Genomic DNA, 25,353 nt, shown 5'->3' on the forward strand with positions numbered 1-25,353 from the left:
GGGGCGAGACCAGGATTGGGTTGGCGGTGAGGCGAGGCGGTCGTCGTCACATTCGGGCGTTTGGTCCGGCGGCTCGCCCGCGAAAAATTTCGGAAAAATCGAGGGATTTTCGGCGTTTTCCCTTCAGGGGTGCAAGGCCAGTGTCGCGCAACGATGACACGCGGCACCATGATCGAGCGCCCAGCCTCCAACCTCCATACGGTGTTCCTCCCTGCGCTGTGTTGGAGCCGGCGGCAGCCCGATTTCTACGCGGTGACGCAGGATCTTTCCCGCACCGGCATCACCTTCCGGTCGGCCTCCGATCCGGCGGTCAATGAGCCGCTCACCTGCAGCATCCGCTACATCGGCCAGGTCGAGGCCCGCGTCGTCAGCAGCGGCGACAACCAGTTCGTCGTGCGCCTGATGGCATCCCGGCAGCGGGCGGCCGAGGTCGCCCGCACCATGCTGGCGCTGGCCCGCGAGCAGGGGCGGACCTTCGAGTCGGCGCGGGCGCATCCGCGGATCAACCCGGCGCGCAAGGACGTGCTCGTGACCCTCGAAGACGGTCGCGTCCTGCCCGGTCGGCTGATCAACGTCTCGTCGTCCGGCGCGGCGCTCGCGATCGACCACACGCTTTCGCACGGGGCGAGCATCACAATCGGCGACACGGCAGCGAAGGTGGTGCGCGTCTTCCGCGACGGCATCGGCGCGGCCTTCGCCTTTCCTCTCGATCCCGGGCAGGTCCATGCCGGGATCCGGCTCTGACGGTGCGGCCCTTCCCCTTGCATCCCGCCCTCGCATCCCGGCCGCGGAAGGACTAAGTCCCGGGCGTGCCCTGCCCGATGCCGCGGCCGAAAGCCTGCCCGTGACCGACTACATCAAGAAGATCCTCTCCGCCCGCGTCTACGACGTGGCGATCGAGAGCCCCCTCGATCCGATGCCCCGCCTGACGAAGCGGCTCGGCCGTCCCGTGCTGCTCAAGCGCGAGGATCTGCAGCCGGTCTTCTCGTTCAAGCTGCGCGGCGCCTACAACAAGATGGCCTCGCTGCCCCAAGAGCGGCTCGAGAGCGGCGTGATCTGCGCCTCGGCCGGCAACCACGCGCAAGGCGTGGCCCTGGCGGCGGCCAAGCTCGGCGTGCGGGCAGTGATCGTGATGCCGCGCACGACCCCGGCGATCAAGGTCGATGCCTGCCGAGCCCGCGGTGCCGAGGTCGTGCTGCACGGCGACGCCTTCGACGAGGCTCTGGCGGAGGCTCGGCGCCTCGAAGCGCAGTGGGGCCTGACCTTCCTGCACCCGTTCGACGATCCCGAGGTGATCGCCGGGCAGGGTACGATCGGCATGGAGATCCTGCATCAGCATACCGGACCGATCGAGGCGATCTTCGTGCCGATCGGCGGCGGTGGCTTGGCCGCCGGCATCGCCACCTTCGTGAAATATCTGCGCCCCGAGACCAAGGTGATCGGCGTCGAGCCGGACGACGCCGCCACCATGTCCGAGGCGCTCCGGGCGGGCGACCGGGTGATGCTGCCGAGCGTCGGGCTGTTCGCCGACGGCGTCGCGGTGCGGCAGGCCGGCGAGGAGACCTTCCGGCTCTGCCGCGAGCATCTCGACGCGGTCATCACCGTCGATACCGACGCGATGTGCGCCGCCGTCAAGGACATCTTCGACGATACCCGCGCGATCTCCGAGCCGTCGGGCGCGCTGAGTCTGGCCGGGGCCAAGGCTTGGTCGGCGAAGAATCCCGGTGCCGGGCTGCTGGTGGCCATCTCGTCGGGTGCCAACCTCAACTTCGACCGCCTGCGCCACATCGCCGAGCGGGCGGAGATCGGCGAGGAACGCGAGGTGCTGCTCGGCGTCACCATCCCCGAACGGCCGGGCGCCTACCGTGCCTTCATCGGCGCGCTCGGGCCCCGCGCGATCACCGAATTCAACTACCGCTACGCGCAAGGCAGCGACGCGCGCATCTTCGTCGGCATCAACCTGCCCGGCGGCAAGCCCGAGAAGCGCGATTTGATCTCCGCCCTGGAGAGCGCCGGCTATCGCGTCGCCGATATGAGCGACAACGAGATGGCCAAGGTGCATGTCCGCTACATGGTGGGCGGGCGCGCGGCGGGGCTCGCCGACGAGCGGCTCTACCGCTTCCAGTTCCCCGAGCGGCCGGGCGCGCTGATGAAGTTCCTCGAAGCGCTCGGCGACGGCTTCAACATCAGCCTGTTCCACTACCGCAATCACGGCGCCGATTATGGCCGTGTGCTCGCGGGGATCGAGGTGCCGGCAGCGGAGCGCGACCGCTTCGACGCCGCCCTCGAAGCGCTCGCCTATCCCTATGTCGACGAGACCGACAACCCGGCCTACCGGCTGTTTCTCGACAACGGCATCGGAGCGACCGACCACTGACGCACCGTCGCGCCCGGCTCGCCTCCGTCACGCGGGCCTCTGCCGGTCCTCCGGCGCGGACCGGATCGCGTCACGCCGTGGCGTGAGCGGGCTGGCTGCGGAACAGGGCGGTGCAGCCGGCATCCCGATGCATGCTCAGGATCGAGGCACGATCGATCTCGGGATGCTCGGCGAGAACGCGGCGCACATCCTCCACGACCTTGTCGTAGCGGTGGGCGTCGAAATTTTTCTCGAGCGGACTGACGGCGATATAGGCCTCGACCACGAGCACCCGTTCGGTGCGCTCCTTAGTGACATCGACGGCGATCCAGGCCGATTTGACCAAGCGGTTGGCGGCGAGCATGGGACGACCCTCCGATGCCGCCGCGTTGTCCGGCGGCTTTCGACAGCGAGCATGTACCGCGCCGAAGACGTTGCCAAGGGATCCCCGGGTCGAGAGCAGCCTCAATCCTCACGGATCTTGCGCAAACTCTCTCGGAACCTGCGCAAGAACCAGCCCGGTCTGCTGCCAGCGCCGACATGAGCATCGCACGCCGACCTTGGTTGCGAAGCGACCGCAAGGCGGTGGCGTGATCGTGCGCCGGGGGCCTCGTGCGAGGGAATCGAGCGTGTGCCCGATGGCCCCGGCGATGCCCCCGACCTCTCCCGTCACATCACGTGTCGGAGACGAGCCGCAGGCCCCCGTATCCGTTCGGGCGGGACGGCGGCGCGTAGCTTCCCGTGCCGTCCTCGGCATCGGCATCGGCCGATCCCTTCTTGCGCCCCTTCATCAGCGTCGGGCGTGCGATCCACCGCACCACCTTGTCGCCGTTGTATCGCCCGGTCCGCCGCTCGTCCCTGCGCAAGACCCAGCGCGGATGAACCGCCCCATTCCTCACCATGACCCGTCCCCCTCGGGGGGGCGCCGCGCCGCAGCCAGCGCCCCCTTGGCACGCCCCGGTCTCACTGCGGCCTGGGCCCCCTCGGGTCGTAGCAGGCAATGATTTCGGGACAATTGCATCCTCCAAATTAGGGATATCCGGCATCATTTGCACTTAAGTAGTCTCAGGCATCCTCAAAGATATTTTTAAGCCTCACAGCGCATGACGCACCTTCCGTCACCGCATCCGGCCGGCCGTGCATTCAACGCAACAATCGACGCAACATGCCGGCAAACCGCCAACGCTAGCCCGCTTCTTGCGAAATGTGAGATTCCGCGAGGGGAATGATGCCGAAGATCGTCGCCGCCGCCCGCGTCGCCGCGATCGTCCTGACCTGCACGGCGTGATGCGGCCATGACCCTGTTTGCGATCCTGCTCGCCTGCAACCTCGCCCTCGGGCTGGTCTTCTCACTGATCGCCGCGTCGGTGGAGCGAGCCTGATGGCTGGCGCCGGGGCTTCGGGCGGCGTGCTCGACCGGCGCGCTTGACCTCGGTGCCGGCTTGCGCGCACGAGATCTTATGCTGACGCTTGTTCGCCTGATGGCATGGGTCGTGGCCATCGGCCTCGTCGCCGTGACGCTTTCGCCGCTCGAGGCGCGTCCGGTCCTGGCGCCCCCGACCCTTGAGCGGGCCGGCGCCTACGCGCTGTTCGGCTTCCTGCTCGTGCTCTCGTATCCGCGGCGTTGGGGATGGGCGCTTCTCGTGGCCGTCGCCCTCGCCGGGGGGCTCGAGGCGGCACAGGGCCTGACCGTGAGCCGGCATGGCCGACTCATCGATTTTCTGGTGAAAGGCGGCGCGGCTCTGGCCGGAGGGCTCGCCGCGCAGGGGATGCATCTCCTGCTCACCCGCCGCGCGGTGCGTTAGGCCATCCGCCGGCTCTCGGGACGAGTCTCTCGAGACCGACGAGCTGACGGTCGGATCAGTCGTAGCGGGCCAGGGCGCCGACGCCGACATGGCGCAGGCCTTGGCGGCGGGCCTCTTCCGGCGCGTAGACGTTGCGGAGATCGACGAGGACGGGCGCGCGCATCAGCCCCTTGAGCCGGGCGAGATCCAGCGCCCGGAACGCGTTCCACTCCGTCACGATCACCAGAGCGTCGGCCCCTTCCGCGCAGGCATAGGCATCCTCGGCGTAAGCGACCCCCTGAAGCAGCGGCCGCGCCTGCTCCATCTCCCCTCCGGATCGTAAGCCACGATCTGTGCCCCCGCATCCTGCAGGCCGGCGATGATCGACAGCGAGGGCGCGTCGCGCATGTCGTCGGTGTTCGGCTTGAACGTCAGGCCGAGCAAAGCCACGCGCTTGCCCCGCACCGACCCGCCGCAGGCCGCGATCACCTTGCGCGCCATCGCGCGCTTCCTCTGATCGTTGACCGCCACCACCGTCTCGACGATCCGCACCGGCGTGCCGTAATCCTGCGCCGTCTTCACCAGCGCCAGCGTGTCCTTCGGGAAGCATGAGCCGCCATAGCCCGGCCCCGCATGCAGGAACTTGCCGCCGATGCGGTTGTCGAGCCCGATGCCGCGGGCGACCTCCTGCACGTTGGCCCCGACCTGCTCGCACAGATCCGCGATCTCGTTGATGAAGGTGATCTTGGTGGCCAGGAACGCATTGGCGGCATACTTGGTCAGCTCGGCCGTGCGTCGTCCGGTGAACAGGATCGGCGCCTGGTTGCAGGTAGAGCGGTCGATAGACCTCCTGCATCACGGCGGCGGCGCGGTTGTCCTCGGCGCCGATGACGATGCGGTCCGGCCGCTTGAAATCGCCGATGGCGGCGCCCTCGCGCAGAAATTCGGGGTTCGAGGCGATGCCGACATCGATGTCGGGGCGGGCCTCGCGAATGATGCGCTCGACCTCGTCGCCGGTGCCGACGGGCACGGTCGATTTGGTGACGACCACGGTGTAGCCGGTCAGCGCCTCGGCGATCTCGCGGGCTGCGGCATAGACGTAGGACAGGTCGGCAAAGCCGTCGCCGCGGCGGGACGGGGTGCCGACGGCGATGAACACGGCTTGCGCCTGCGCCACGGCGGGCTTGAGGTCGGTGGAGAAGGAGAGGCGTTTGGCCCGCACATTCTCGGCGACGAGAGTGTCGAGGCCGGGCTCGTAGATCGGCATGCGGCCCTCGTTGAGGGCGGCGATTTTGCCGGGATCTTTGTCGATGCAGACGACCTCGTGGCCGAAATCGGCGAGGCAGGCGCCCGACACGAGGCCGACATAGCCCGAGCCAATCATCGCGATGCGCATCGGTGGTCCGTCTCCCTGCAGTGGCGGACCCTGATCCTCAAGAACTGTCGAGGAGACCGCCCGCCACGAGGGTCGGCATATTTTCCGATGCAGGCAATTCGCTCAGCGTGGCCGGCGCGGGCGCATCCGGGGGAAGGTGAGGTCCCGAAAGGCTGTGATCCGTTTTCGGGAACGAGGATCGAGCGACGCGCCGTCCAGGGCCTCTGCCCCCAAGACGCTGGCCCGCAAGGGCTCTACTGGTCCCCGTAATAGTCGAGATACCACCGCACGAAGGCGGGGATGCCGGTCTCCAGCGGCGTCTCGGGCAACCGGCCGACGAGGTCGCGCAGCAGGTCGGGACTCGCATGGGTCCGGATCACGTCGCCGGGCGGGAGCGGCTTCAGCACGCGCTCGGCCTTGCGTCCCAGGGCCGCCTCCAGGGCGCCGATCATGGCATCGAGCCGAACCGGGCGGCCGCCGCCGATATTGACCAGACGATAGGGCGCGACCGCGCTCAGGGTGTCGTCCGCCGAGACCGGGCCGCCCTCGGACGGCATCGGCGGCGGGCGCTCCGACAGCGCGACGATCGCGTCGATGAGATCGTCGATGAAGGTGAAGTCGCGCTCCGCCGCGCCCTCGCCGAACACCTCGATCGGTTCGCCCGCCAGGATCTTCCGGGTGAACAGGAACAGGGCCATGTCCGGCCGCCCCCACGGTCCGTAGACCGTGAAGAAGCGGAACGCCGTCGTCGGCACGCGGAACAGGTGGGCGTAGGAATGCGCCATCGCCTCGTTGGCGAGCTTCGAGGCGGCGTAGAGCGTGAGCGGCGAGACCGCACGGTCGGTCTCGCGGAACGGGACGCTCGCATTGCCGCCATAGGCCGAACTGGTCGAGGCGACGAGCAGGTGCTTGACGGGGTGGGCGCGCACCGCCTCCAGCAGGTTGGCGAAGCCGACGAGGTTCGCCTCGACATAGGCGCCGGGGTCGATGAGGCTGTAGCGAACGCCCGCCTGCGCCGCGAGATGGAAGACGAGGTCCGGCTTGACCCGCGCCATCACGTCGAGGAGCGCGCCGGGCGTTTCGAGCCGGGCCTCCACCGCCTCGAAGCCGGGAGATTGGGCGAGATCCGCGTGCCGGGCGCGCTTCAGCCCAACATCGTAATAGGGCGAGAGGCCGTCAAACCCCGTCACGCCGAAGCCCGCCGCCAGCAGGCGGCGACTCAGCGCGTGGCCGATGAAGCCGGCCGAGCCCGTGACGAGAGCATGCATGCGAGGCCCGGTGCGCCGTCTTCCAGAGAATCCGTGTCTCTCACTCAACTCCCGCTGCGCCGCCGTGCCAAGAGCCGTGCCAAGAGGAGAGGCGATTGGAGCGGTGATCAGTAGCCGGCATTTTCATGACGCACTCTGAAACGGGATAGCGTCCGCACGCCCGCGTCGCAAGGAACGCAATCAGCCGTCAGGAGGCCGGTCGCCGGGCGGATCGGGAACGTTGTGTCTCAACTTCGATTATCGATTTCACAGGGTTTTTCAGGCAGGTGTCCGTCCGCCTTTCGCCCGGTGAACGAGCTAACCCTGCTTCCAGCGCGCAGCTGTCGCGCCGGCTCAGGGGTTGTTTGTCGGGGAATCAGGTATACTTACACCAGACTATCAGCCGACCTTCGTCTCGCGCCCGCTCGCGACGCCGGTCCCGCATTCCGTCGGGACTGACCGTCGTCGTACGGATCGCGTGAGACGCGCGGGCCGGCCGAAACATCCGTCCAGGCCCAGGGCGCTGTGCCGCCCCTCGCTTGGGTCCAGCGAGTCCGAACACCGAGTGTCCGCACGATGAACCAACTTTTCCGCCTGCCGCAAGTCGGTGAGGCCGATGCGATTGCCGAACCGTCCGCCGATCTTCGTGTCCCCTTCGCGCAATCCGGCACTTTCGTCTGCAAGTTCATCATCGGTGAGCCGAGCGACCAGGCCGTGTGCTGCGGGGCTCCGGTCGCCGATGGCAAGAGCTGGTGCGCCTATCACCGCCGCATCGTGTTCGAGCCGGCTCGTCCCGGCCGCGCTCGCTGAACACCTCTCACGTCTCCGGTATCTGACGGCCCCGCCTCTGTCGAAAGGCGGAGTCGATCACCTATGCCGCGTCGAATCAGTCGAACGGTGATGGCTGGCTGCTCACGAGGCCGGTCGGCACGCCTGGGCCTCGCCAGCGCATGACGAGGTGGCCATCCCCACGCATCCCGACGGTGCGATAAGCCGGTCCGCCGTCCGACGGGAGGCCGAGCTCGCCCGGTCTGTTCCCGACGGTCCCAATCCGGCGCTGTTCGTAATAGGCCTCGGCCGGGGCATCGGGTGCGATGTACCCGTAGACCGGGCTCAGGCTCCGTCCCGTTGCCCTGACCGTCCTTGTTGGCGGCATCATCCGGGCCACGACCCGCCGGCTCGGTCGACTCTCTACCTTCCGTGACACTTCCACCCGTACTTGGCGGATCGGCCGGGCGCGGCTCGTGGCCGTTCGAACCCGCTCCGGGCGAGCCTTGGCCGCGCGTCGGGTCGGCCGGGCTTCGGCGCGGGCCGAGACCTTGGGCTCTTCAATTTTCGCAGGAGCGGCGGCCGGTTTTGCCGCGGCGGCGTTCATCGCCGGGGTGTTCACCTTGGCCGGCGGATCAGTCCACTGGCCTGCGGCCTTCTCCTCGGCGCCTGCAGAGGGCGCCGCCAGGATCGTGCCGAGCAGGAGGAGAAAGGTCGGAAAGCGGCTGCCGCGCGACATGGAAAATCCTCTCGGGGTCGGAGAAGGACAACGCCGGCCGTGGGCTTTCGCATCGCGTGCATCGGCACCCGCTGCGGAAGCTTTCAGCAAAGATAGGGGCGCCTCCGCACGGCGTCCATAGATCCATGTATCAAAACGCGAAGTTCTGCGAAGCTTCCACCACAAGTCTCAGGCAAGACGCTTTCGCCTCGGCGGCTCCACCCCTAAAGCCGTATCCGACCTGATCGCATCAGGCCGTCTTCTCCAGGTCTTCGTTTCGACACGCATTCGATCGATGAACCGGTGACCACTTCGTCCGAATGCGCTCTCGTTTCGCTGTCCGATACAACCGGAGCGGTCACGGGTCCGGTCTCACCTTCGATCGATCTCAGGAGTCGGCATGGCAGCGGATGGCACGGTCGCGCGGCGGCTCTGGATACGCGATCCTCTCGCGATCCTGGCGGAGGGAGCCGCCGGGGGCGTCGTCGTCGAGGGCAGCCGCATCGCCGAGCGGGTGCCGGCCGGCGGGCAGCCCGCCGCGCCGGTGGACGAGACGTTCGACGCCTCGCGGCACGTCGTCATCCCCGGGCTCATCAACACGCATCACCACTTCTTCCAGACGCTGACGCGGGCCCATCCGGCGGCGATCAACAAGCCGCTTTTTCCTTGGCTGCAGGCGCTCTACGGGATCTGGGGTCGGCTGACGCCGGAGGCGTTCCGGCTCGCGACGCGGCTCGCCTATACCGAGCTGCTCTTGTCCGGCTGCACCACGGCGGGCGACCACCACTACCTGTTCCCGCAGGGGCTGGAGAACGCCGTCGACATTCAGGTCGAGGAGGCGCGCAGCCTCGGTATCCGCGCCGTCGTCACCCGTGGCTCGATGAGCCTGTCGCAGGAGGGAGGCGGCCTTCCGCCAAAGGCGCTGGTGCAGGACGACGACACGATCCTCGCCGACAGCGAGCGGGTGCTGCGCCTGTTCCATGATCCCGAGCCCGGCGCGATGGTGCGGATCGGGCTGGCCCCCTGCTCCCCCTTCGCCGTCACCAAGCGGCTGATGCGCGAGAGCGCCGTGCTGGCCGAGCGCTACGATTGCCCGCTTCACACCCATCTCGGCGAAACTCGCGACGAGAACGCCTTCTGCCTGGAGGCGTTCGGCCAGCGCCCGGTCGATTACCTCGAAGAGGTCGGCTGGATGACGCGGCGGGCTTGGCTCGCCCACCGGCATCCACTTCAACGACGACGAGGTACGCCGCCTCGGCGCGGCCGGCGTCGGCGTGTGCCACTGCCCGACCTCGAACATGGTGCTGGCCTCGGGCCATTGCCGGACCTGCGAGTTGGAGGCGGCGGGCTCCCCCGTCGGCCTTGGCGTCGACGGCTCGGCCTCCAACGACAGCTCGAACCTGATGGAGGGCGTGCGCCACGCCCTGATGATCAATCGCCTGACTTGCGGCGCGGAAGCCGTGACCCATCTCGACGCCCTGCGCTGGGCGACGGAGGGCTCCGCCGCCTGCCTCAACCGCAAGGACATCGGCCGGATCGAGCCCGGCCGCGAGGCGGATCTGGCGCTGTTCACCCTCGACGAACTTCGCTTCTCCGGCGCCCACGACCCGCTCGCGGCGCTCGTCCTGTGCGGCGCTCACCGGGCGGACCGGGTGATGGTCGCGGGCACGTGGCGGGTGATCGACGGGCAGCCGCTCGGCATCGAGACCGGCCGCCTGCGCGACGAGCATTCGCGGCTCGCTCGGCACCTCTTCGGCGACACTTAGCGTCCGCGATCGGTTTGGTCGCTCCAGGGGCTGGGGACGAGGGGGCGTGATACGGCCCCTCCGGCTCGGCCACGCCGAAGCGGATCTGCACCACGTCGAGGAAAGCGTACTCCGGCAGCGTCGACCCCGCGCGGCGGAAATGCTCGCCGGTGCGGAAGCGAAGTCCGTAGGTCGCCGGTACCGGGCAACCGCCGATCAGCGGGGCATCAGTGCGCCCGTCCGCATTGGTCACGGCCCGGGCGACCGTCACCGATTCGCCCTCGACGATCGGCTGGGAGAGGCGGTCGCGGTACTCCTTCAAGGGATGCCGCTCGTTTAGTCCCGGCAGAAACGCGCGCCGTGTCCACGCGCACATGTCGGGAAAGGATCATGCCACATGCTATGCGAGCAGGCACATTTCTTCTGAAAACATCTAAATTGCTGAAAAACATAGAAAATATTATACAGCGAGGCTGCGGTCTGCCGCTTGGAGTCTTTGAAGCGTTCTGTATGTGCCCGCATCGTATGCACTCGATGGCTATTCTGAGGGCTTCGATGCACAAATTCTGTGAGCATCGTGCCCGCGCCGTGCTTATCTCCCTGACCGAAACACCTCGTTCGGGAGACAAGAACATGTCCGTACGCATCTTCTCCGCCGCACTCGTCGCGCTCGCGGTCTCTTCGGGTGGCGCTTTCGCGGGAGACCGGGGCCGGATGGCCGGGGCGCCGCAGCCGGAGGCGACCGGCAGCGTTTCCCGCTCGGCCGAGCCGCTGAACCTGTTCGGCGTCCCGGAGCGCGATCCCCGCCTGGTCGCGCCTGAGCGTCAGACCCGCAGCACCTTCAACGCCAACACCGCCCGCGCGCGCCACTACGAGCGCTGAGCGCCTATCAGGCGACATTGCTTCGGTGCATCCGGCCGCTCCCTACCGAGCGGCCGGGCTTCGAGGCTGCGGGCGCAGCGCCTCGATCGAGGGCCGTTGCGAAACAAGCCGGTTCGGCCCTCAGCGCCGCGGCTGGCTTTCCGCCTCTGCGGGGGTGATCAATCGCCCTTGGAATCCGGACGCGGCAGGACGCGATAATGCCGCCCGGCATAGAGCAGGCTCTCGGCGCCGCTGATCTCGGCGAGCGCTTCGACCGCGCAGATCAGCACGTCATGCGTGCCGACCTCGTGGCGATCGACGATCCGGCAATCGAAGGCGACGAGGGCACCCGCCAGCACCGGAGCGCCGGTCTGCAACCGGCCCCAGTCCGGTCCCGCGAAGCGCTCGGCCTGCGATACGCGGCCGGCGAAGTCGGTGGCGAGGCTTTCATGCGCCGCCGTGAGCGTGTTGATGCAGAGCACGCCGTTGCGCAGGAAAGCCGGATAGGCCGATGAATTGCGGTTGAGGCAGACCAGCAGCGTCGGCGGGCCGTCGCTGACGCTGCACACCGACGTCGCCGTCAGACCCGCACGGCCGCCGGGCCCGTCCGTGGTCACGAGATGCACCGCACTCGCGAGCTGAGCCATCGCTTCGCGGTAGGCCGAGGCGGAGACGGCCTCGGGGTCGGATGAAATCATGACGATCGCCTCTCGGGGCCGGATGAGGTCCCGATCGTTGAGCAGGACGTCGCAAGGCTCGGTTGAACGCCCTTGAAACGATGACGCGGTGGGCGTTCCGGCCGCTGCGGTCAAGGGGAAGAGTGACCACCTCACGGTCAAGAACAGCCGTCGCTGCCCGCATCCTGTGCCATCGCTGCCAAAGATCGGTGCGGGATGGCACCCGACCGATGGGGCCCACCACCTTGCGGAACGGGGCTCCGGTGGCCGATGAAGCCGGCACCCGCTCCGCCGGAGGCCGTCCGATCCCTGCCGCCGAACCGCTCCGCCCCGCCTTGTCCCGCCAGCGCTCGCAGGGCGCGGTGCATCTGCGCGTCGCCCCGGCCGGAACAGCCGCGGATGCGCCGACGCGGATCGTCGATCTCGCCGAGAGCGGCCCCTTGCGCCTGCGCTGTCCCCGCCAGGGGGCCGAGCGGATGCTGGAGGGCGTGCTGGTCAATACCGGCGGCGGCATCGCCTGCGGCGATGTGTTCACGGTGTCGGTGACGGTCGAGCCGGGTGGGGCCTGCGTGCTGACCACCACCGCGGCGGAGAAGATTTACCGCTCGGACGGACCCTGCGCGGAGATCGTCAACCGGGTGAGCGTCGGCGCGGGCGGGCGGCTCGATTGGCTGCCGCAGGAGACGATCCTGTTCGATCGCGCCCGGCTGGTGCGCCGCTTCGAGGCGGATCTTGCCCCCGACGCGTCGCTGCTTGTCGCCGAGATCGCGGTGCTCGGCCGTGCCGCCCGCGGCGAAAACCTGGAAGAGGCCCTGTTCGAGGATCGCTGGCGCATCCGCCGCGACGGCCGCCTCGTCTATGCCGACAGCTTGCGCCTCGACGGCGCGGTCACGGCCCTCATGGACCGCTGGGCGATCGGCGGCGGGGCCCACGCGCTGGCGACGATCCTCGACCTTTCGCCGCGTGCGGAAGGCCGGCTCGACGAGGCCCGTGCCCTCCTCGACGCCCTGCCGGTGCAGGTCGAGGCCGGGGCGAGCGCCTGGAACGGCCACCTCGCCGTGCGGATGCTGGCCCCCACCGTCGCTCCGTTACGCGCCGCCGCCGCCCGCTTCCTCGCCGCATGGCGCGGGCAGCCCATGCCGCGCGTGTGGCAGACCTGACCAGCTTGACCTTGAGCCGAGCATGATCCTTGCTCGGCCCACCTTCAGGCCCGCCCGACTCTCACCTCAGGACGCACGCCTTGCTCCTTACGCCCCGCGAGAAAGACAAGCTCCTCGTCGCCATGGCCGCGCAGGTCGCCCGCAACCGGCTGGCGCGGGGGGTGAAGCTCAACCATCCGGAGGCGATCGCCCTCATTACCGACTTCGTGGTCGAGGGCGCCCGCGACGGGCGTTCGGTCGCTGAGTTGATGCAGGCCGGCGCCCGCGTCCTCGATGCCTCCCAGGTGATGGAGGGGGTGCCCGAGATGATCCACGACATTCAGGTCGAGGCGACCTTCCCCGACGGCACCAAGCTCGTCACGGTCCACCACCCGATCCGCGGCGCACCCTCGGCGGACGTGCCGGGCACGGTGACGACATTGCCCGGCGAGATCGTCTTCAACGCCGGCGCGCCGCGCACGGTGATCGAGGTCGCCAATACCGGGGACCGCCCGATCCAGGTCGGCTCGCACTACCATTTCTTCGAGGCGAATCCCGGCCTCGTGTTCGACCGCGAGAAGGCCCGCGGCCAGCGCCTCGACATCGCACCGGGCACGGCGGTGCGCTTCGAGCCCGGCTCGACCCGCGAGGTCGCGCTGGTGCCGCTCTCGGGCGACCGGAAGGTCTACGGCTTCCGCGGCGACGTGATGGGGCCGCTGTGAGCGGGCTCGATCTGGATCGTCAGGGGGACGTCGCGCTCGTGTCGCGCGCGGCCGATTTCGCCGCCCGCCGGCACGCGGACCAGAAGAGGAAGGGCGCCGCGCACGAGCCCTACGTCAACCATCTGGCGGAAGTCGCGAGCCTTCTCGCGGAGACGATGGGGGAGCCCGATGCCGCCCTCGTGGCCGCCGGCTGGCTACACGACACGGTCGAAGACACGCAGACCGACCGCGAAGAGCTGGAGCGCCTGTTCGGCCCGCGCGTCGCCAGTCTCGTCGCGGAGGTGACGGACGACAAGTCTCTCCCGAAAGCGGAGCGCAAGCGGCGGCAGGTCGAGGCGGCGCCGCACAAGTCGGCGGGCGCCAAGGCGATCAAGCTCGCCGACAAGACCAGCAATCTCCGTTCGCTGACGGCGAGCCCGCCGGAAGGCTGGGAGCGGCAGCGGATCGCCGACTACATCGCCTGGGCGCAAGAGGTCGTGGCGGGCTGCCGCGGCACCAACGCCGCCCTGGAAGATCGCTTCGACCGCGCCGTCGCCGAGGCGCGAGGGACGCTCTGATGGTCGACGGGGACGTGACGCCGCTCGCACTCTCGGGTAGGCGCACGGGCAGCCGCTTCCGCAGCGATGGCGTGGGTAGCCTGTGAGCCTGACCGACGAGGTGCACGAGCACGATCCGGCGCCGATGGCGCTCGACGCGAAGGCGCATCCGGCGTCCGCGAAAAAGCGGGCCGTCTGTGCGATCACCGGTGTCGAGATGAACCGCCGGAACCTAGTTTCGGTGGCGAGCCTGCGGCCGGCGCTGGCCGAGCACATCCGGGTCGATTATCCCGATTTGAGCGAGGATGCGCTCATCAGCAACAAGGCGCTCGCCGGCTACCGGACGCGCTTCGTCGCCGAGCTACTGGCGGAGGAGCACGGCGAGTATTCCGACCTCGACCGGCAGGTGGCCGAGAGCATCGCCGCGCAGGACACGATCGCCGAGAACATCGAGGAGGATTACGACGAGCACCGCAGCTTCGGCGAGCGGGTCTCGGACGGGCTCGCCGCCTTCGGCGGATCCTGGGGCTTCTTGATCAGCTTCGCGCTGGTGCTGGTCGCCTGGATGGTGGTGAACGTCACCATGGGCCAGCTGAAGGCGTTCGATCCCTACCCGTTCATCCTGCTCAACCTCGTGCTGTCCTGCCTCGCGGCGATCCAGGCGCCGATCATCATGATGAGCCAGAGCCGGCAGGACAAGAAGGACCGCCTTCGCTCGAACAACGACTACCGCGTCAACCTGAAGGCGGAACTCGAGATCCGGCATCTGCACGAGAAGATGGATCACCTCGTCACCAAGCAGTGGCAGCGGCTCGCCGAGATCCAGCAGATCCAGCTCGAGATGCTTCAGGAGATGCGCGCCCGCGTGACGCGCAAGCCTGTCGTCAAGGTGAAGAAGGTGATGCGCAAGAAGCGCCCGAAGGCGACGGCGCGATCAGCCTCGGATCCCGCTCCTTCCGCGGACGCCGCGCCGGCCCCCGGTGCGCCGCCACCCGGACCGGCTGGCTGATCGGGACGGCCGCACGCCGCTTCCGGCACCAACCCTGCTTCTCCCATCGACCGACCCACGATTCGAGTCTCTGCCATGTCCGCCCGCCTGCCCCGCGCCGCCTACGCCGCCATGTTCGGGCCCACTACCGGCGACCGTATCCGGCTGGCCGACACCAGCCTCGAGATCGAGGTCGAGCGCGATCTCACGACCTACGGCGAGGAGGTGAAGTTCGGCGGCGGCAAGGTGATCCGCGACGGGATGGGCCAGTCGCAGGCAACCAACGCCGAGGGCGCCGTCGATACCGTCATCACCAACGCGGTGGTGCTCGACCATTGGGGCATCGTGAAATGCGATGTCGGCATCCGCGCCGGTCGGATCTTCAAGCTCGGAAAGGCCGGCAACCCGGACGTTCAGGCCAATGTCGACATCGTCGTCGGCCCCGGCACCGAGGTGATTGCGGGCGAGGGCAAGATCCTCACGGCCGGCGGCTTCGACAGCCATATCCACTTCATCTGCCCGCAGCAGATCGAGGAGGCGCTCTGCTCCGGTGTGACGACGATGCTCGGCGGCGGCACCGGGCCGGCGCACGGCACCTTCGCCACCACCTGCACCCCCGGCCCCTGGCACATTGCGCGGATGATCGAGGCGGCAGATTCCTTCCCGATGAACCTTGCCTTCGCCGGCAAGGGCAACGCCTCGGTGCCCGGCGCGCTGGAGGAGATGATCCGCGCCGGCGCCTGCGCGATGAAACTGCACGAGGATTGGGGCACCACGCCCGCCGCAATCGATACCTGCCTCTCGGTGGCGGATGCCTTCGACGTGCAGGTCATGATCCACACCGACACGCTCAACGAGTCGGGCTTCGTCGAGGACACCATCGCCGCCTTCAAGGGCCGCACCATCCACGCCTTCCACACCGAGGGCGCCGGCGGCGGTCACGCGCCGGACATCATGCGGGTCGCCGGCCTCGCGAATGTGCTCCCGTCGTCCACGAACCCGACGCGCCCATACACAAAAAATACCATCGACGAGCATCTCGACATGCTGATGGTGTGCCACCACCTCGACCCGTCGATCCCTGAAGACCTCGCCTTCGCCGAGAGCCGCATCCGCAAGGAAACCATCGCGGCCGAGGACATCCTGCACGACATCGGCGCGCTCTCGATGATGTCGTCCGACAGCCAGGCGATGGGCCGGGTCGGCGAAGTCGTGATCCGCACATGGCAGACCGCCGACAAGATGAAGCGCCAGCGCGGCGCCCTGCCCGGAGACGCGTCGGGCAACGACAACCTGCGCGCGCGGCGCTACGTGGCGAAATACACGATCAACCCGGCCATCGCGCATGGCGTCTCGCGCCATATCGGCTCGATCGAGCCGGGCAAGCTCGCCGACCTCGTGCTGTGGACGCCCGCCTTCTTCGGCGTGAAGCCGGACCTCGTGCTCAAGGGCGGCATGATCGCCACCGCGCCGATGGGCGACCCCAACGCCTCGATCCCCACGCCGCAGCCGGTGCATTACCGGCCGATGTTCGGCGCCTACGGCCGGGCGCCCTATGCCACCGCGCTCACCTTCGTCTCGCGGGCGGCGCTCGAGGACGGCGTGAAGGAGAAGCTGCGCGTCTCCAAGGAGCTGGTGGCAGTGGAGAACGTGCGCGGCGGCATCTCGAAGAAGAGCATGATCCTCAACAACGCGACCCCGAACATCGAGATCGACCCGGAGACCTACGACGTGCGCGCCGACGGCGAATTGCTGGTCTGCGAGCCGGCAGAGGTCTTGCCGATGGCGCAGCGCTACTTCCTGTTCTGAACCATGATCCGCGCCACCCGTGTCATCCGCCGCGACCATCTCGGCTCCGGCGAGATCGTCGATCGCATCGTGCTCGACTCGAACGAACGGCATCGCCGCCGCATGGCGATGCGCGGCGTCGGCGGCACCGCGTTCCTGCTCGACCTCACCGAGGCCACCGTGCTCGATGACGGCGACGCCCTCGCGCTGGAGGACGGCCGGCTCGTCTGGGTCGAGGCGGCGCCCGAGGCGCTGCTGGAAATCCGCGCGCCCACTCCGCACGCCCTCAAGCGGCTGATCTGGCATATCGGCAACCGGCACATCCCCGCCGAGATCGGCGAGGCGGCGGTGTGGATCGGTCACGACCACGTGCTCGCCGAGATGGTGCGGGGTTTGGGCGGCAGCGCCGAGCCGGTGACGCGGCCGTTCCGGCCCGAGGGCGGCGCCTATGCCGGCGGTCATGCCCATGCCCACGGTCACGGACATTCGCACGATCACCCGCACGCCCATGATTGACGCCCTGCGGCTGATGGCGTGGCTCTCGCCGACCTATCCGGTCGGCGCCTTCGCCTATTCGCACGGGCTCGAATGGGCGGTGGAGTGCGGCGACGTCCGCGACGCCGCCACCCTCGGCGATTGGCTCGCCGACGTGCTGGAGCGGGGCGCGGGGCGCAACGACATGATCCTCTGCGCCGCCGCGCATCGCGCCACCGAGGCCGGAGACGATACGGGATTGGCCGAGATCAACGACCTCGCCTTGGCGCTCGCCCCCTCCCGCGAGCTTCATCTGGAGACGAGCCAGCAGGGGCGCAGCTTCCTGGATGCGACGCTGCGAGCCTGGCCTTGCCCTGCCCTCGCGACGGTCTCCGACCGGCTGAATGCCGAGGTCGCCTATCCCGTCGCCGTCGGTGCGGCGGCGGGGGCGCACGGCGTCGCGCGGGAGGCGACGGTGGCGGCCTACGGCCTCGCCTTCCTCCAGAACCTCGTCTCGGCCGCGCTGCGGGTGGCGCCGGTCGGCCAGAGTGCGGGCACGACGATTCTCGCCGCGCTGACCCCTCGCGTCGCCGGACTGGCCGAGGCGCTGCATGAGGCCGGACTCGACGCGCTCGGCAGCGCAACCCTGCGGCTCGATCTTGGCTCCTTCCGGCACGAGACGCAGTATTCCCGCATCTTCCGCTCCTAAGGATTTTTGGAAGTCATGGCATCCGTGAACGGACCCCTGCGCGTCGGCATCGGCGGACCCGTCGGCTCCGGCAAGACCGCGCTGATGGAGCAGCTCTGCCGCCGCTTCCGCGATTCCTACGAGATCTGCGCGATCACCAACGACATCTACACCAAGGAGGATGCCCGCATCCTCACGGTGGCCGGTGCCCTGCCGGAGGAGCGCATCCTCGGCGTCGAGACCGGTGGCTGCCCGCATACGGCGATCCGCGAGGATGCCTCGATCAACCTCGCGGCGGTGGCCGAGATGCGCCGCCGCTTCCCGAAGCTCGACCTCGTGCTGATCGAATCCGGCGGCGACAACCTCGCGGCGACCTTCTCGCCGGAACTGGCCGACCTCACCCTCTACGTCATCGACGTGGCGGGCGGGGAGAAGATCCCGCGGAAGGGCGGCCCCGGCATCACCCGCTCCGACCTGCTCATCGTCAACAAGACCGACCTCGCCCCGCTCGTCGGCGCCGACCTCTCGGTGATGGAGGCCGACACCCAGCGGATGCGCGGCACGCGGCCCTACGTGTTCGCCTCCCTGCGCGAAGGGCACGGAGCGGACACGGTCGCCCGCTTCATCGTGGAGGCCGGGGGGCTGGGCTGAGGGTGCTTCGGAAAACCTGATCAAGTCAGTGCATGCCCTCTCCCCGCGCAGGGAGAGGGGAACCCGCTCGTTTTCCTTACGACGCGGCCGAGCGGCGGAAGGCGTCGCGCTCCTCCAGCACCTCGATCAGGTCGAGCACCCGCACGACCTGTCCCGACACGTTCCACCACGGTGGCAGGCGGCGCGCGGCCGGGACCGGATGGTGCGTCACGGCTTCCACGAGGAAGGCGGTCTCGGGCAAAGGCGGCGCCGATAGCCCCTGGCCGCCGCCCGCGGGCAGGATGGCGGTGGCCAGAAGCCCGGCCTTGCGCGCGCCGGTCACGCGCGCGCGGCGCGTCACCGAATCGAGCCCGTTCGCCTCCACGGCACGGCCGATCTCCGCGTAGATCAGGCCGGCGGCGCGGATCGCCGGGCGGCAGCTCAACGGGAGCGCGGCGATACCGGGTTCGGCGCGGGCGTAGAGTTCGTCGGCCGCGGCCAGCAGATCGGCCACCACCCGTTGCAGGCCGGGACCGAGCCGAGGCTCGGAGAGGAAGGCGTTCGCGTCGATGCCGGCCGCGTCGAGCCACTCACGAGGCAGGTAGAGGCGCCCGGCGCGGGCATCCTCGCCGACGTCGCGGGCGATGTTGGTGAATTGCATGGCGACGCCGAGATCGCAGGCGCGGGCGAGCGCGGGGCCGTCGCGCCCCCCCATCACCAGCGTCATCATCGCCCCGACCGCGCCCGCGACCCGGGCGGCATAGGCGGCCAGCTCCGACAGGGTGTCGTAGCGCCGGCCTTGCGTGTCCCAGGCCAGCCCTTCGAGCAGCGCCCGCGGTAGCGCTTCGGGGATGGCGTGGCGGGCGAGCACCTCGGCGAGCGCCCGGTCGGCCGGGTGGTTGTCGGGCCGGCCGGCACAGGCCGCCGTCAGCCGTCGCTCCAGGCGGGCGAGGGCCGCGGCGCGGTTGCCCCCTGCCTCGTCCACCGCGTCGTCGGAGAGGCGGCAGAAGGCGTAGAGGCCGTAGGCCGAGACCCGCACCGAGGGCGGCAACAGTAGCGAGGCCGCGAAGAAGCTCTTGGAGCCGGCGCGGATCGCGGCCCGGCAGGCAGAGCGGTCCGCCGCACTGGCGGCGAAAGGGTCAGGCGCAAACACGGGCATCCGGCACCACGGAATCGAGGACACGCGCCGAGGACAGCACGCCCGGCAGACCGGCGCCGGGATGCGTCCCCGCGCCGACGAGGAAGAGGTTGGCCACGTCTTCCGAGCGGTTGTGCGGACGGAACCACGCCGATTGCGTCAGCACCGGCTCCAGCCCGAACCCGGAGCCGCGGAAGCTCAGGAAGTCGTCGGAAAAGTCCTGCGGCGTCGTCACCCGCGAGGTGACGAGGGCGTCCGACAGCCCCGGCAGTACCGAGCCTTCGAGGAAGCGCGCAATCCGCTGGCGGTAGGGCTCGGCAAGCTGTGCCCAATCCTGGCCGCCGTCGAGGTTCGGCACCGGGGCGAGCACGTAGAACGCGTCGTGTCCCGGCGGGGCGAGCAGCGGGTCGGTCGCGGTCGGGCGGTGGAGGTAGAGGCTGAAATCGTCCGCCAAGTGCTTGCGGTCGAAGATGTCCTGCAGCAGGCCGCGATAGCGCGGGCCCATCAGGATCATGTGGTGATCGACCTCCGGGTACTTCTTCCGGGTGCCGAAATACCAGACGAACAGCCCCATGGAGGACGAGGCGCGCGCCAGACGCCGCGCGCTCCAGCGCCGGGTTCGGCCGCCGAGCAGCGTGCCGTAGGTGAAGGCGGAATCGGCGTTCGAGACGACGATGTCGGCGGGGATGACCTCGCCGCCCGACAGCACCACACCCGTCGCCCGCGCGTCCTCGACGCGGATGCGCGAAACCTCCTCGCCGCAGCGGACGCGGCCGCCCTGCCCCCGAATCAGCCCGCAGAGCCCGTCCACCAGCCGCCCGGTGCCGCCCATGGCGAAGTGGACGCCCCATTGCCGCTCCAGATGGGCGATCAGGCAGTAGATGCCGCTGGCGCGAAACGGGTTGCCGCCGATGAGCAGGGGATGGAAGCTGAAGATGGTGCGCAGCCGCTCGTCGCGGATGAAGCGGGACACCACGTCGTAGACGCTGCGGTGGCCCGACAAGCGCAGCAGATCGGGCGCGATGCGCAGCATCGAGCCGAGGCTGCCGAACGGGACGTGGCCGAGTTCCTCGAAGCCCATCCGGCACACGGCCTCGCTATGGGCCATGAAGCGCTCGTAGCCCGGCACGTCGTCCGGCGAGAAGCGGGCGACCTCGGCCCGCATCGCCGCGCGGTCGCCGCTATAGGCGAAGCTCTGCCCATCCTCGAAGCGGATGCGGTAGAACGGCTGCATCGGCACGAGGGTCACGTCCTCGCGCATCTCCCGCCCGCACAGCCGCCACAGCTCCTCGAATAGGAACGGCGCGGTGACGATGGTGGGCCCCGCATCGAAGGTGAAACCGTCCTGGCGGTGGACGCGGGCGCGGCCGCCCGGTTGGTCGAGCCGTTCTAACACGGTGACGCGATAGCCGCGGGCGCCGAGCCGAACCGCCGCGGCCAGCCCGCCGAAGCCGGCCCCGATCACGACCGCATGCGGCCGGGCATCGGGGTCGGACGTGACAGTCGGTTTGACGGCCAGTGTCAACATAGGTTGACACTATGGCTGGGATTTTCGTCAGCGCAAGAGGCGTCTCAGATTGCCGAGGCGCGAAGGGCGTCCGCTTCCGCCAGAATGATTTCCGCCACCCGCTCCGGCGCCTCCTCGTGAGCAAGGTGGCCGAGCCCGCGCAGCAACTCGACGCGGGCGCTTCGCAGCCGCTCGCGCAAGGCGAAGGAATCGTCCGGCTTGATCGCCTTGTCGTCCCCGCCGACGACCAGCAACGTGCGGGTTTCGAGCTGCGGCAGGTCGCGGGCGAGCGCCGGAAGATCCCAGTTCGCCATCATGCCGAGGGCGCCCGAGACATGGCCGGGGCGGGTGAACAACCGCCGGTAGAGGTCGAGCCCCTGGGGGTCGAGGCGCGAGCCGGTGCCGTCGATGAGGCGGCGCACCGCCGCCCGGTCGGCGCTCCAGGCGAAGACTTTTGGGGTCACGGGGTTCAGGAACAGCATCCGGGCGATGCCGGGGAAGAGGAAGCTGGCAACGCCCGGAAACGGGGTCAGCGCGCCGTTGAGCGCCACCAGCAGGTCGGGATCGATGCGCCGGTCGAGGCACATCCGCGCGAGTACCGCCGCACCGGCCGAATGGCCGATCGCGAGCCGCGGGTTCAGGCCGAGAGCGGTGACGAGGCCGCCCACCGCCTCGGCCATTCCCGGTAGGGAGAGCCGGCGGGGGGGCAGCGGATCGGTGAAGCCGTGGCCCGGTAGATCGGGCGCGACGATCCTGAACCGTTCGGCGAGGAGCGGTGCCAGCCCGCGCCAGGAATGGGTCGCGGCGCCGGTGCCGTGCAGGAGCAGCAGGCCGGGCGCATCCGGCTCGCCGAATTCCTGGACGTGCCAGCGCAGGCCTGCGGCCTCCACGAAGCGACTCGCCGCCCGATGCGGCCAATCGCGGCCGTCGCGCTCCCAATCCGGCCGGTCGTCTTTGGAGGGCAAGGGCAAAGGAGGCCTCAGGCTGTGGCAGCGCGCACCGCCGCGCTGACGCTGCCCGCATCGGCATGGGGCAGCGGACAGTAACGCCCTTGCGCCGCCTCGGCGAGGCTGCGCGCCCCGTCGGGCCGGGCGCCGGTGTCGATCACGAGGATCGGGAGTGCCTGCGTCTGAAGCACGCGGGCGGCCGCCAAAGCCTCTTCGCCGGCCAGCGCCCGGCCGCCGAGGCCGGAGCGGGCGACGTTGGCGCGCCCGTCGGTGAGCAGGACAATGACGGGGCTTCCGCCCGCGCGACGGATGCCGAGGGCCAGGGCGGCGGCGGTGTCGAGCCCGGCGGCGAGCGGCGTGCCGCCTCCACCGGGTAGGCCCGCGAGCGCGCGCTTGGCCCTGACCAGGGAGCGCGTCGGCGGCAGCACCGTCTCGGCCCGCGCGCCGCGGAAGGCGACGAGGGCGATGCGGTCGCGCCGGACGTAAGCCTCGGCGAGGAGCAGTTCGACGGCGCCCTTCGCCTCCGCCAGCCGTTCGAGCGCCGCCGAACCGGAGGCATCGACGCAGAAGATCGTCGTCGTCTCGCTGCGCCGCTTCAACCGGCGAATCCGGAAATCCTCCGAGGTGACGAGGACGCGGCGCGGATCGGCCTCGCCCCGGCGCAGGCGCTGCCACGGGGCGGCGGCGCGCAGGGTCGCGATCAGGTCGAGCCGGCCCCGGTGCGGATCGCCGGGACGGCTGCCGACCGGGCGGCCCGCGAGCGGCGAGGCGGAGGCTACCCCCATCCGTCCGGCCGCGCCGGCGCGCAGCGGCGGGCCACCGGCCAGCAGCCGGGCGAGCAGGTCCTTCGGGAGGGCGGCACGGACTGCGTCGAGCACCGTCTCGTCGGCTTCTCTCGGCGTAGCATCCGCCCGCTCGGCCGCGTCCTCGGGGGGGCGATCGGCGTCCTGTGGGGGCTGCGGCTCCGGCGGCGGCGGGTCCGCCGGTTCCGGCTCGGCCGGTTGCGGCGGAGCGGGCAGGCGCGTCGCCCGCGGCGCCAGGACGAGACGCGCAGCTTCGATCAGGTCGGTCTCGCTCGGTTCGTCGCGCCCGGCCTCCCCCGCGATGAGCCGGGCGATCCGCAGGGCGAGAAGCGGCGCCCGCAGCGAGGCGATGCCGAAGGCCTCCGCCACGGCGCAGAGGGTGGCGGTCGCGTCGGGCGCGGGTGGGCCTGCCGCTGCGTCCGCTCCGCGAGCGGTATGGGAGGAGGCGGTTCTCGCGTCTCGCAGGCTCACGCCGGACAGGTCGATGCGGAGTGCCAGGCGGTCGGCCAGCGCCTCGGCGACGGTCTCGTCCTCTTGCCCCTCGTCGAGCAGCACGAGGCCGAAGCAGGCCGGGAGCCGTGCGGCGAGGCCGTCGCGTTCCAGCGCGAGCATGCCGGTGTCGAGGGCGCCGGCGAGCCGGGCCACGGTGCCGCGCTCCAGGCGTTCGGCCATGGGCACCACGACGACACCGCCATCGGCCTCCGCCAGCAGGCCGCGCTGGATCACCGGGCGGCCGGCCCGCAGGGTGGCGGGCAGGTCGAGCCCACCGATCAGACGGTCGTCGGCGATGCCTGGCGGCATCCGCCGCACCGGGCCCGTCAGCCTGTCGCGGAGATGATCGAGCCAGAGGTCGCGCACCGGACCGGCCCCGGCGCGCAGCACGATCCCGCCGAGACCGTGCGAGTCGGCGGCGAACAGGTCGGCGGCACGCAGCGCATCGTTCCAGACCCCGGCCGGATCGTCGGGCTCCGGGGCCATCACCGCTAGCGCTTGAACATCGGGTGCTCGACCCGGTCACCCGCTCGGATGCCGAGCTTGGCGGCGGTGCCCGCGTTAAGTTCGAGCACCGCGAGAACCGGCTCGCCCGACGGGATCACCTTGGTCGAGAGCGGCTCAGTATCCGGGGCGATCCGGGCGATCGAGCCATCGGAGCGGATGAACACCATATCGAGCGAGAGATAGGTGTTCTTCATCCACATCGTGGCCGGCGCCGGCCGCTCGAAGTCGAACAGCATGCCGTGGTCGGCGGCCATGGAGCGGCGGTACATCAGTCCCTTGGCGCGCTGCGCGTCGGTGCGCATCACCTCGACCTGGAAGGCATGGCGGCCGTTCTTGGCGACGATGCCGAGCGGCTCGGTCGCGGCCTGGGCGGCGGGCGCTGCCTCCTGCGCGCGGAGCGGAAGCGCCGGCAAGGCCGCCAGCGCGGCGAGGCAGGCGGCGAGGCGCAAGAACTTTGTCGCGAAGGGAAGCAGCTTTGTCGCGGAGGGAAACACGGGCACGCGGATCACCGTCAATGGGAAGCCGGAAGCGCCCCGTCGACGAGGCGGACTTCCGCCGCCATAGCACCCTTCGAGCCGTCGCCGTAGCGCACCATCACCTCCTCGCCGGGCTTCAGCTCGGCGATGCCGTAGCGGCGTAGGGTCTCCATGTGGACGAAGATGTCCGGCGTGTCGTCGCCGCGGCTGAGGAAGCCGAAGCCGCGCAGGCGGTTGAACCACTTCACCACCGCACGCTCGAGGCCGCTCGTCGGCGTGACGACTTCGTGGGTGCGCGCCATCGGCAGTTCGGAGGGGTGGAGCGCGGTGGACTGATCGAGCGAGAGCACCCGGAAGGCCTGCCAGCCGCGGGCGCGCTGCACTGCCTCGACCACGATCCGCGCGCCTTCGCTCGCGGCCTGGTGCCCGTCCCGGCGCAGGCAGGTGATGTGCAGCAGCACGTCCGCCGAGCCGTCATCCGGCACGATGAAGCCGAAGCCCTTCGAGACGTCGAACCACTTGATGCGCCCGGCGACCTCCAAGAGTTCGGCCGGACGTTCCTCCTCGGTCTCCCGCTCCATCGCGCGGTCTCGCGTCTCCGGTCATACGAAGCCCGACGGCACTTAGTTCGTGTTCGTTCGACATGTAAGCAACCCGTGCCGAATCGCGCGGCGCAATCCCGGAGCTACGTTAACAAAGTCACATTACGCGGAAAGCCCGTTTGGTCGGCAACGGGACACTTCAAATGATCATTTTTCAGAAGCATGGCGACAATGTCGCATCTCGCATGCGCCGGGTTGCCCGTCCTCTCAATTGATTTGAATGCCGTTCCGGGACGCGAGAGCGTGGCCGGACAACGGGTTAGGATCATCCGTACCGATTTCAGTGCCTTTTAGGTCTCATGCCGGGCTGATTCGATTGGCCGCAAGGCCGTCCGAGCGACCGGTCGTGTCTCGTTGCGCCTGCCCTTCGCCTCGACCGGGGAAC

The 25,353-nt window shown here is 69.6% G+C and carries 24 protein-coding genes and 3 pseudogenes; 14 read left to right on the forward strand and 13 right to left on the reverse strand.

Going from position 1 to position 25,353, the window contains the following annotated elements; genetic code table 11:
• Positions 1-168 precede the first annotated feature (168 nt).
• A complete protein-coding gene (locus M2437_RS18215; protein WP_253388279.1) occupies positions 169-744 on the forward strand; it encodes a PilZ domain-containing protein in 576 nt (191 codons plus the stop codon).
• A 100-nt stretch (positions 745-844) separates the two neighbouring features.
• The gene (gene ilvA / locus M2437_RS18220; RefSeq protein ID WP_253388280.1) at positions 845-2,377 is read left to right on the forward strand and encodes a threonine ammonia-lyase, biosynthetic; all 1,533 of its coding nucleotides are present in this window, start codon (positions 845-847) and stop codon (positions 2,375-2,377) included.
• A 70-nt stretch (positions 2,378-2,447) separates the two neighbouring features.
• Here the strand turns inward: ilvA and M2437_RS18225 are convergent, their stop codons facing one another.
• A complete protein-coding gene (locus M2437_RS18225; RefSeq protein ID WP_012254350.1) occupies positions 2,448-2,720 on the reverse strand; it encodes a hypothetical protein in 273 nt (90 codons plus the stop codon).
• A 310-nt stretch (positions 2,721-3,030) separates the two neighbouring features.
• Positions 3,031-3,258: a hypothetical protein gene (locus M2437_RS18230; protein WP_012254349.1), complete on the reverse strand. Its 228-nt coding sequence runs from the start codon at positions 3,256-3,258 to the stop codon at positions 3,031-3,033.
• A gap of 558 nt (positions 3,259-3,816) precedes the next feature.
• On the opposite strand from M2437_RS18230, the gene M2437_RS18235 reads away from it, so the two are divergent.
• Positions 3,817-4,161, forward strand: a complete 345-nt coding sequence (locus M2437_RS18235) for a hypothetical protein (RefSeq protein WP_003600209.1) — start codon at positions 3,817-3,819, stop codon at positions 4,159-4,161.
• Between the two features lie 55 nt (positions 4,162-4,216).
• Here M2437_RS18235 and M2437_RS18240 read toward each other — a convergent pair.
• Positions 4,217-5,536: pseudogene (locus tag M2437_RS18240) on the reverse strand (UDP-glucose dehydrogenase family protein).
• A 233-nt stretch (positions 5,537-5,769) separates the two neighbouring features.
• Complete coding sequence (locus M2437_RS18245) at positions 5,770-6,783, reverse strand: NAD-dependent epimerase/dehydratase family protein (protein WP_253388281.1); 1,014 nt, start codon at positions 6,781-6,783, stop codon at positions 5,770-5,772.
• A 555-nt stretch (positions 6,784-7,338) separates the two neighbouring features.
• On the opposite strand from M2437_RS18245, the gene M2437_RS18250 reads away from it, so the two are divergent.
• Positions 7,339-7,572, forward strand: a complete 234-nt coding sequence (locus M2437_RS18250) for a hypothetical protein (protein ID WP_003600212.1) — start codon at positions 7,339-7,341, stop codon at positions 7,570-7,572.
• A 76-nt stretch (positions 7,573-7,648) separates the two neighbouring features.
• Here the strand turns inward: M2437_RS18250 and M2437_RS18255 are convergent, their stop codons facing one another.
• Entirely contained in the window at positions 7,649-8,269 is a 621-nt protein-coding gene (locus M2437_RS18255) for a hypothetical protein (protein WP_253388282.1), read from the reverse strand.
• A 379-nt stretch (positions 8,270-8,648) separates the two neighbouring features.
• Between M2437_RS18255 and M2437_RS18260 the strand changes: the two are divergent.
• A pseudogene (locus M2437_RS18260) lies at positions 8,649-10,014 on the forward strand (8-oxoguanine deaminase).
• A 100-nt stretch (positions 10,015-10,114) separates the two neighbouring features.
• Here M2437_RS18260 and M2437_RS18265 read toward each other — a convergent pair.
• Positions 10,115-10,369: pseudogene (locus M2437_RS18265) on the reverse strand (hypothetical protein); the annotation flags it as partial.
• A 257-nt stretch (positions 10,370-10,626) separates the two neighbouring features.
• Between M2437_RS18265 and M2437_RS18270 the strand changes: the two are divergent.
• A complete protein-coding gene (locus M2437_RS18270) occupies positions 10,627-10,875 on the forward strand; it encodes a hypothetical protein (protein ID WP_056118279.1) in 249 nt (82 codons plus the stop codon).
• A gap of 158 nt (positions 10,876-11,033) precedes the next feature.
• On the opposite strand, the gene M2437_RS18275 is transcribed toward M2437_RS18270, so the two are convergent.
• Positions 11,034-11,552, reverse strand: a complete 519-nt coding sequence (locus tag M2437_RS18275) for a flavin reductase (RefSeq protein WP_253388284.1) — start codon at positions 11,550-11,552, stop codon at positions 11,034-11,036.
• Positions 11,553-11,761: 209 nt separating this feature from the next.
• Between M2437_RS18275 and M2437_RS18280 the strand changes: the two genes are divergently transcribed.
• The 8 genes from M2437_RS18280 to ureG all read left to right on the forward strand — a co-directional run bounded on the left by M2437_RS18280 (position 11,762) and on the right by ureG (position 18,517).
• On the forward strand, positions 11,762-12,691 hold the full coding sequence (locus M2437_RS18280; protein WP_253388285.1) for an urease accessory protein UreD: 930 nt from the start codon (positions 11,762-11,764) through the stop codon (positions 12,689-12,691).
• An 80-nt stretch (positions 12,692-12,771) separates the two neighbouring features.
• Positions 12,772-13,392 (forward strand): urease subunit gamma, encoded by a 621-nt coding sequence (locus M2437_RS18285; protein WP_253388286.1) that lies wholly within the window; start codon positions 12,772-12,774, stop codon positions 13,390-13,392.
• The gene (locus tag M2437_RS18290; protein ID WP_253388287.1) at positions 13,389-13,949 is read left to right on the forward strand and encodes an HD domain-containing protein; all 561 of its coding nucleotides are present in this window, start codon (positions 13,389-13,391) and stop codon (positions 13,947-13,949) included. Before M2437_RS18285 ends, M2437_RS18290 begins: the two co-directional genes overlap by 4 nt.
• Before the next feature lie 82 nt (positions 13,950-14,031).
• Positions 14,032-14,937 carry a DUF1003 domain-containing protein gene (locus tag M2437_RS18295; protein ID WP_253388288.1) on the forward strand — a complete coding sequence of 302 codons (906 nt, stop codon included), beginning with the start codon at positions 14,032-14,034 and terminating at the stop codon, positions 14,935-14,937.
• A 75-nt stretch (positions 14,938-15,012) separates the two neighbouring features.
• Entirely contained in the window at positions 15,013-16,725 is a 1,713-nt protein-coding gene (gene ureC, locus M2437_RS18300; protein WP_253388289.1) for an urease subunit alpha, read from the forward strand.
• Positions 16,726-16,728: 3 nt separating this feature from the next.
• Positions 16,729-17,220 carry an urease accessory protein UreE gene (locus M2437_RS18305; protein ID WP_253388290.1) on the forward strand — a complete coding sequence of 164 codons (492 nt, stop codon included), beginning with the start codon at positions 16,729-16,731 and terminating at the stop codon, positions 17,218-17,220.
• Positions 17,213-17,887, forward strand: coding sequence for an urease accessory protein UreF (locus M2437_RS18310; RefSeq protein WP_253388291.1), 675 nt, complete (start codon positions 17,213-17,215; stop codon positions 17,885-17,887). Before M2437_RS18305 ends, M2437_RS18310 begins: the two co-directional genes overlap by 8 nt.
• Positions 17,888-17,902: 15 nt before the next feature.
• Entirely contained in the window at positions 17,903-18,517 is a 615-nt protein-coding gene (gene ureG / locus M2437_RS18315; RefSeq protein ID WP_003600229.1) for an urease accessory protein UreG, read from the forward strand.
• A gap of 76 nt (positions 18,518-18,593) precedes the next feature.
• On the opposite strand, the gene M2437_RS18320 is transcribed toward ureG, so the two are convergent.
• Genes M2437_RS18320 through M2437_RS18345 form a run of 6 tightly spaced genes read right to left on the reverse strand, consistent with a single transcriptional unit; the run spans position 18,594 to position 24,947 of the window.
• The gene (locus M2437_RS18320; RefSeq protein WP_253388292.1) at positions 18,594-19,655 is read right to left on the reverse strand and encodes a phytoene/squalene synthase family protein; all 1,062 of its coding nucleotides are present in this window, start codon (positions 19,653-19,655) and stop codon (positions 18,594-18,596) included.
• Complete coding sequence (locus M2437_RS18325; protein WP_253388293.1) at positions 19,636-21,162, reverse strand: phytoene desaturase; 1,527 nt, start codon at positions 21,160-21,162, stop codon at positions 19,636-19,638. The genes M2437_RS18320 and M2437_RS18325 overlap by 20 nt, the downstream gene beginning before the upstream one ends.
• A 44-nt stretch (positions 21,163-21,206) precedes the next feature.
• On the reverse strand, positions 21,207-22,112 hold the full coding sequence (gene bchO, locus M2437_RS18330; RefSeq protein ID WP_373691151.1) for an alpha/beta fold hydrolase BchO: 906 nt from the start codon (positions 22,110-22,112) through the stop codon (positions 21,207-21,209).
• Positions 22,113-22,120: 8 nt separating this feature from the next.
• Positions 22,121-23,869, reverse strand: a complete 1,749-nt coding sequence (locus tag M2437_RS18335) for a magnesium chelatase subunit D (protein ID WP_253388295.1) — start codon at positions 23,867-23,869, stop codon at positions 22,121-22,123.
• A gap of 5 nt (positions 23,870-23,874) precedes the next feature.
• Positions 23,875-24,405: a DUF192 domain-containing protein gene (locus M2437_RS18340; RefSeq protein WP_015951404.1), complete on the reverse strand. Its 531-nt coding sequence runs from the start codon at positions 24,403-24,405 to the stop codon at positions 23,875-23,877.
• Positions 24,402-24,947 carry a cold-shock protein gene (locus tag M2437_RS18345; RefSeq protein ID WP_003599271.1) on the reverse strand — a complete coding sequence of 182 codons (546 nt, stop codon included), beginning with the start codon at positions 24,945-24,947 and terminating at the stop codon, positions 24,402-24,404. Before M2437_RS18345 ends, M2437_RS18340 begins: the two co-directional genes overlap by 4 nt.
• Positions 24,948-25,353: the final 406 nt, after the last annotated feature.

It is taken from the genome of Methylorubrum pseudosasae (genome assembly GCF_029504475.1).
Classification (GTDB): domain Bacteria; phylum Pseudomonadota; class Alphaproteobacteria; order Rhizobiales; family Beijerinckiaceae; genus Methylobacterium; species Methylobacterium extorquens.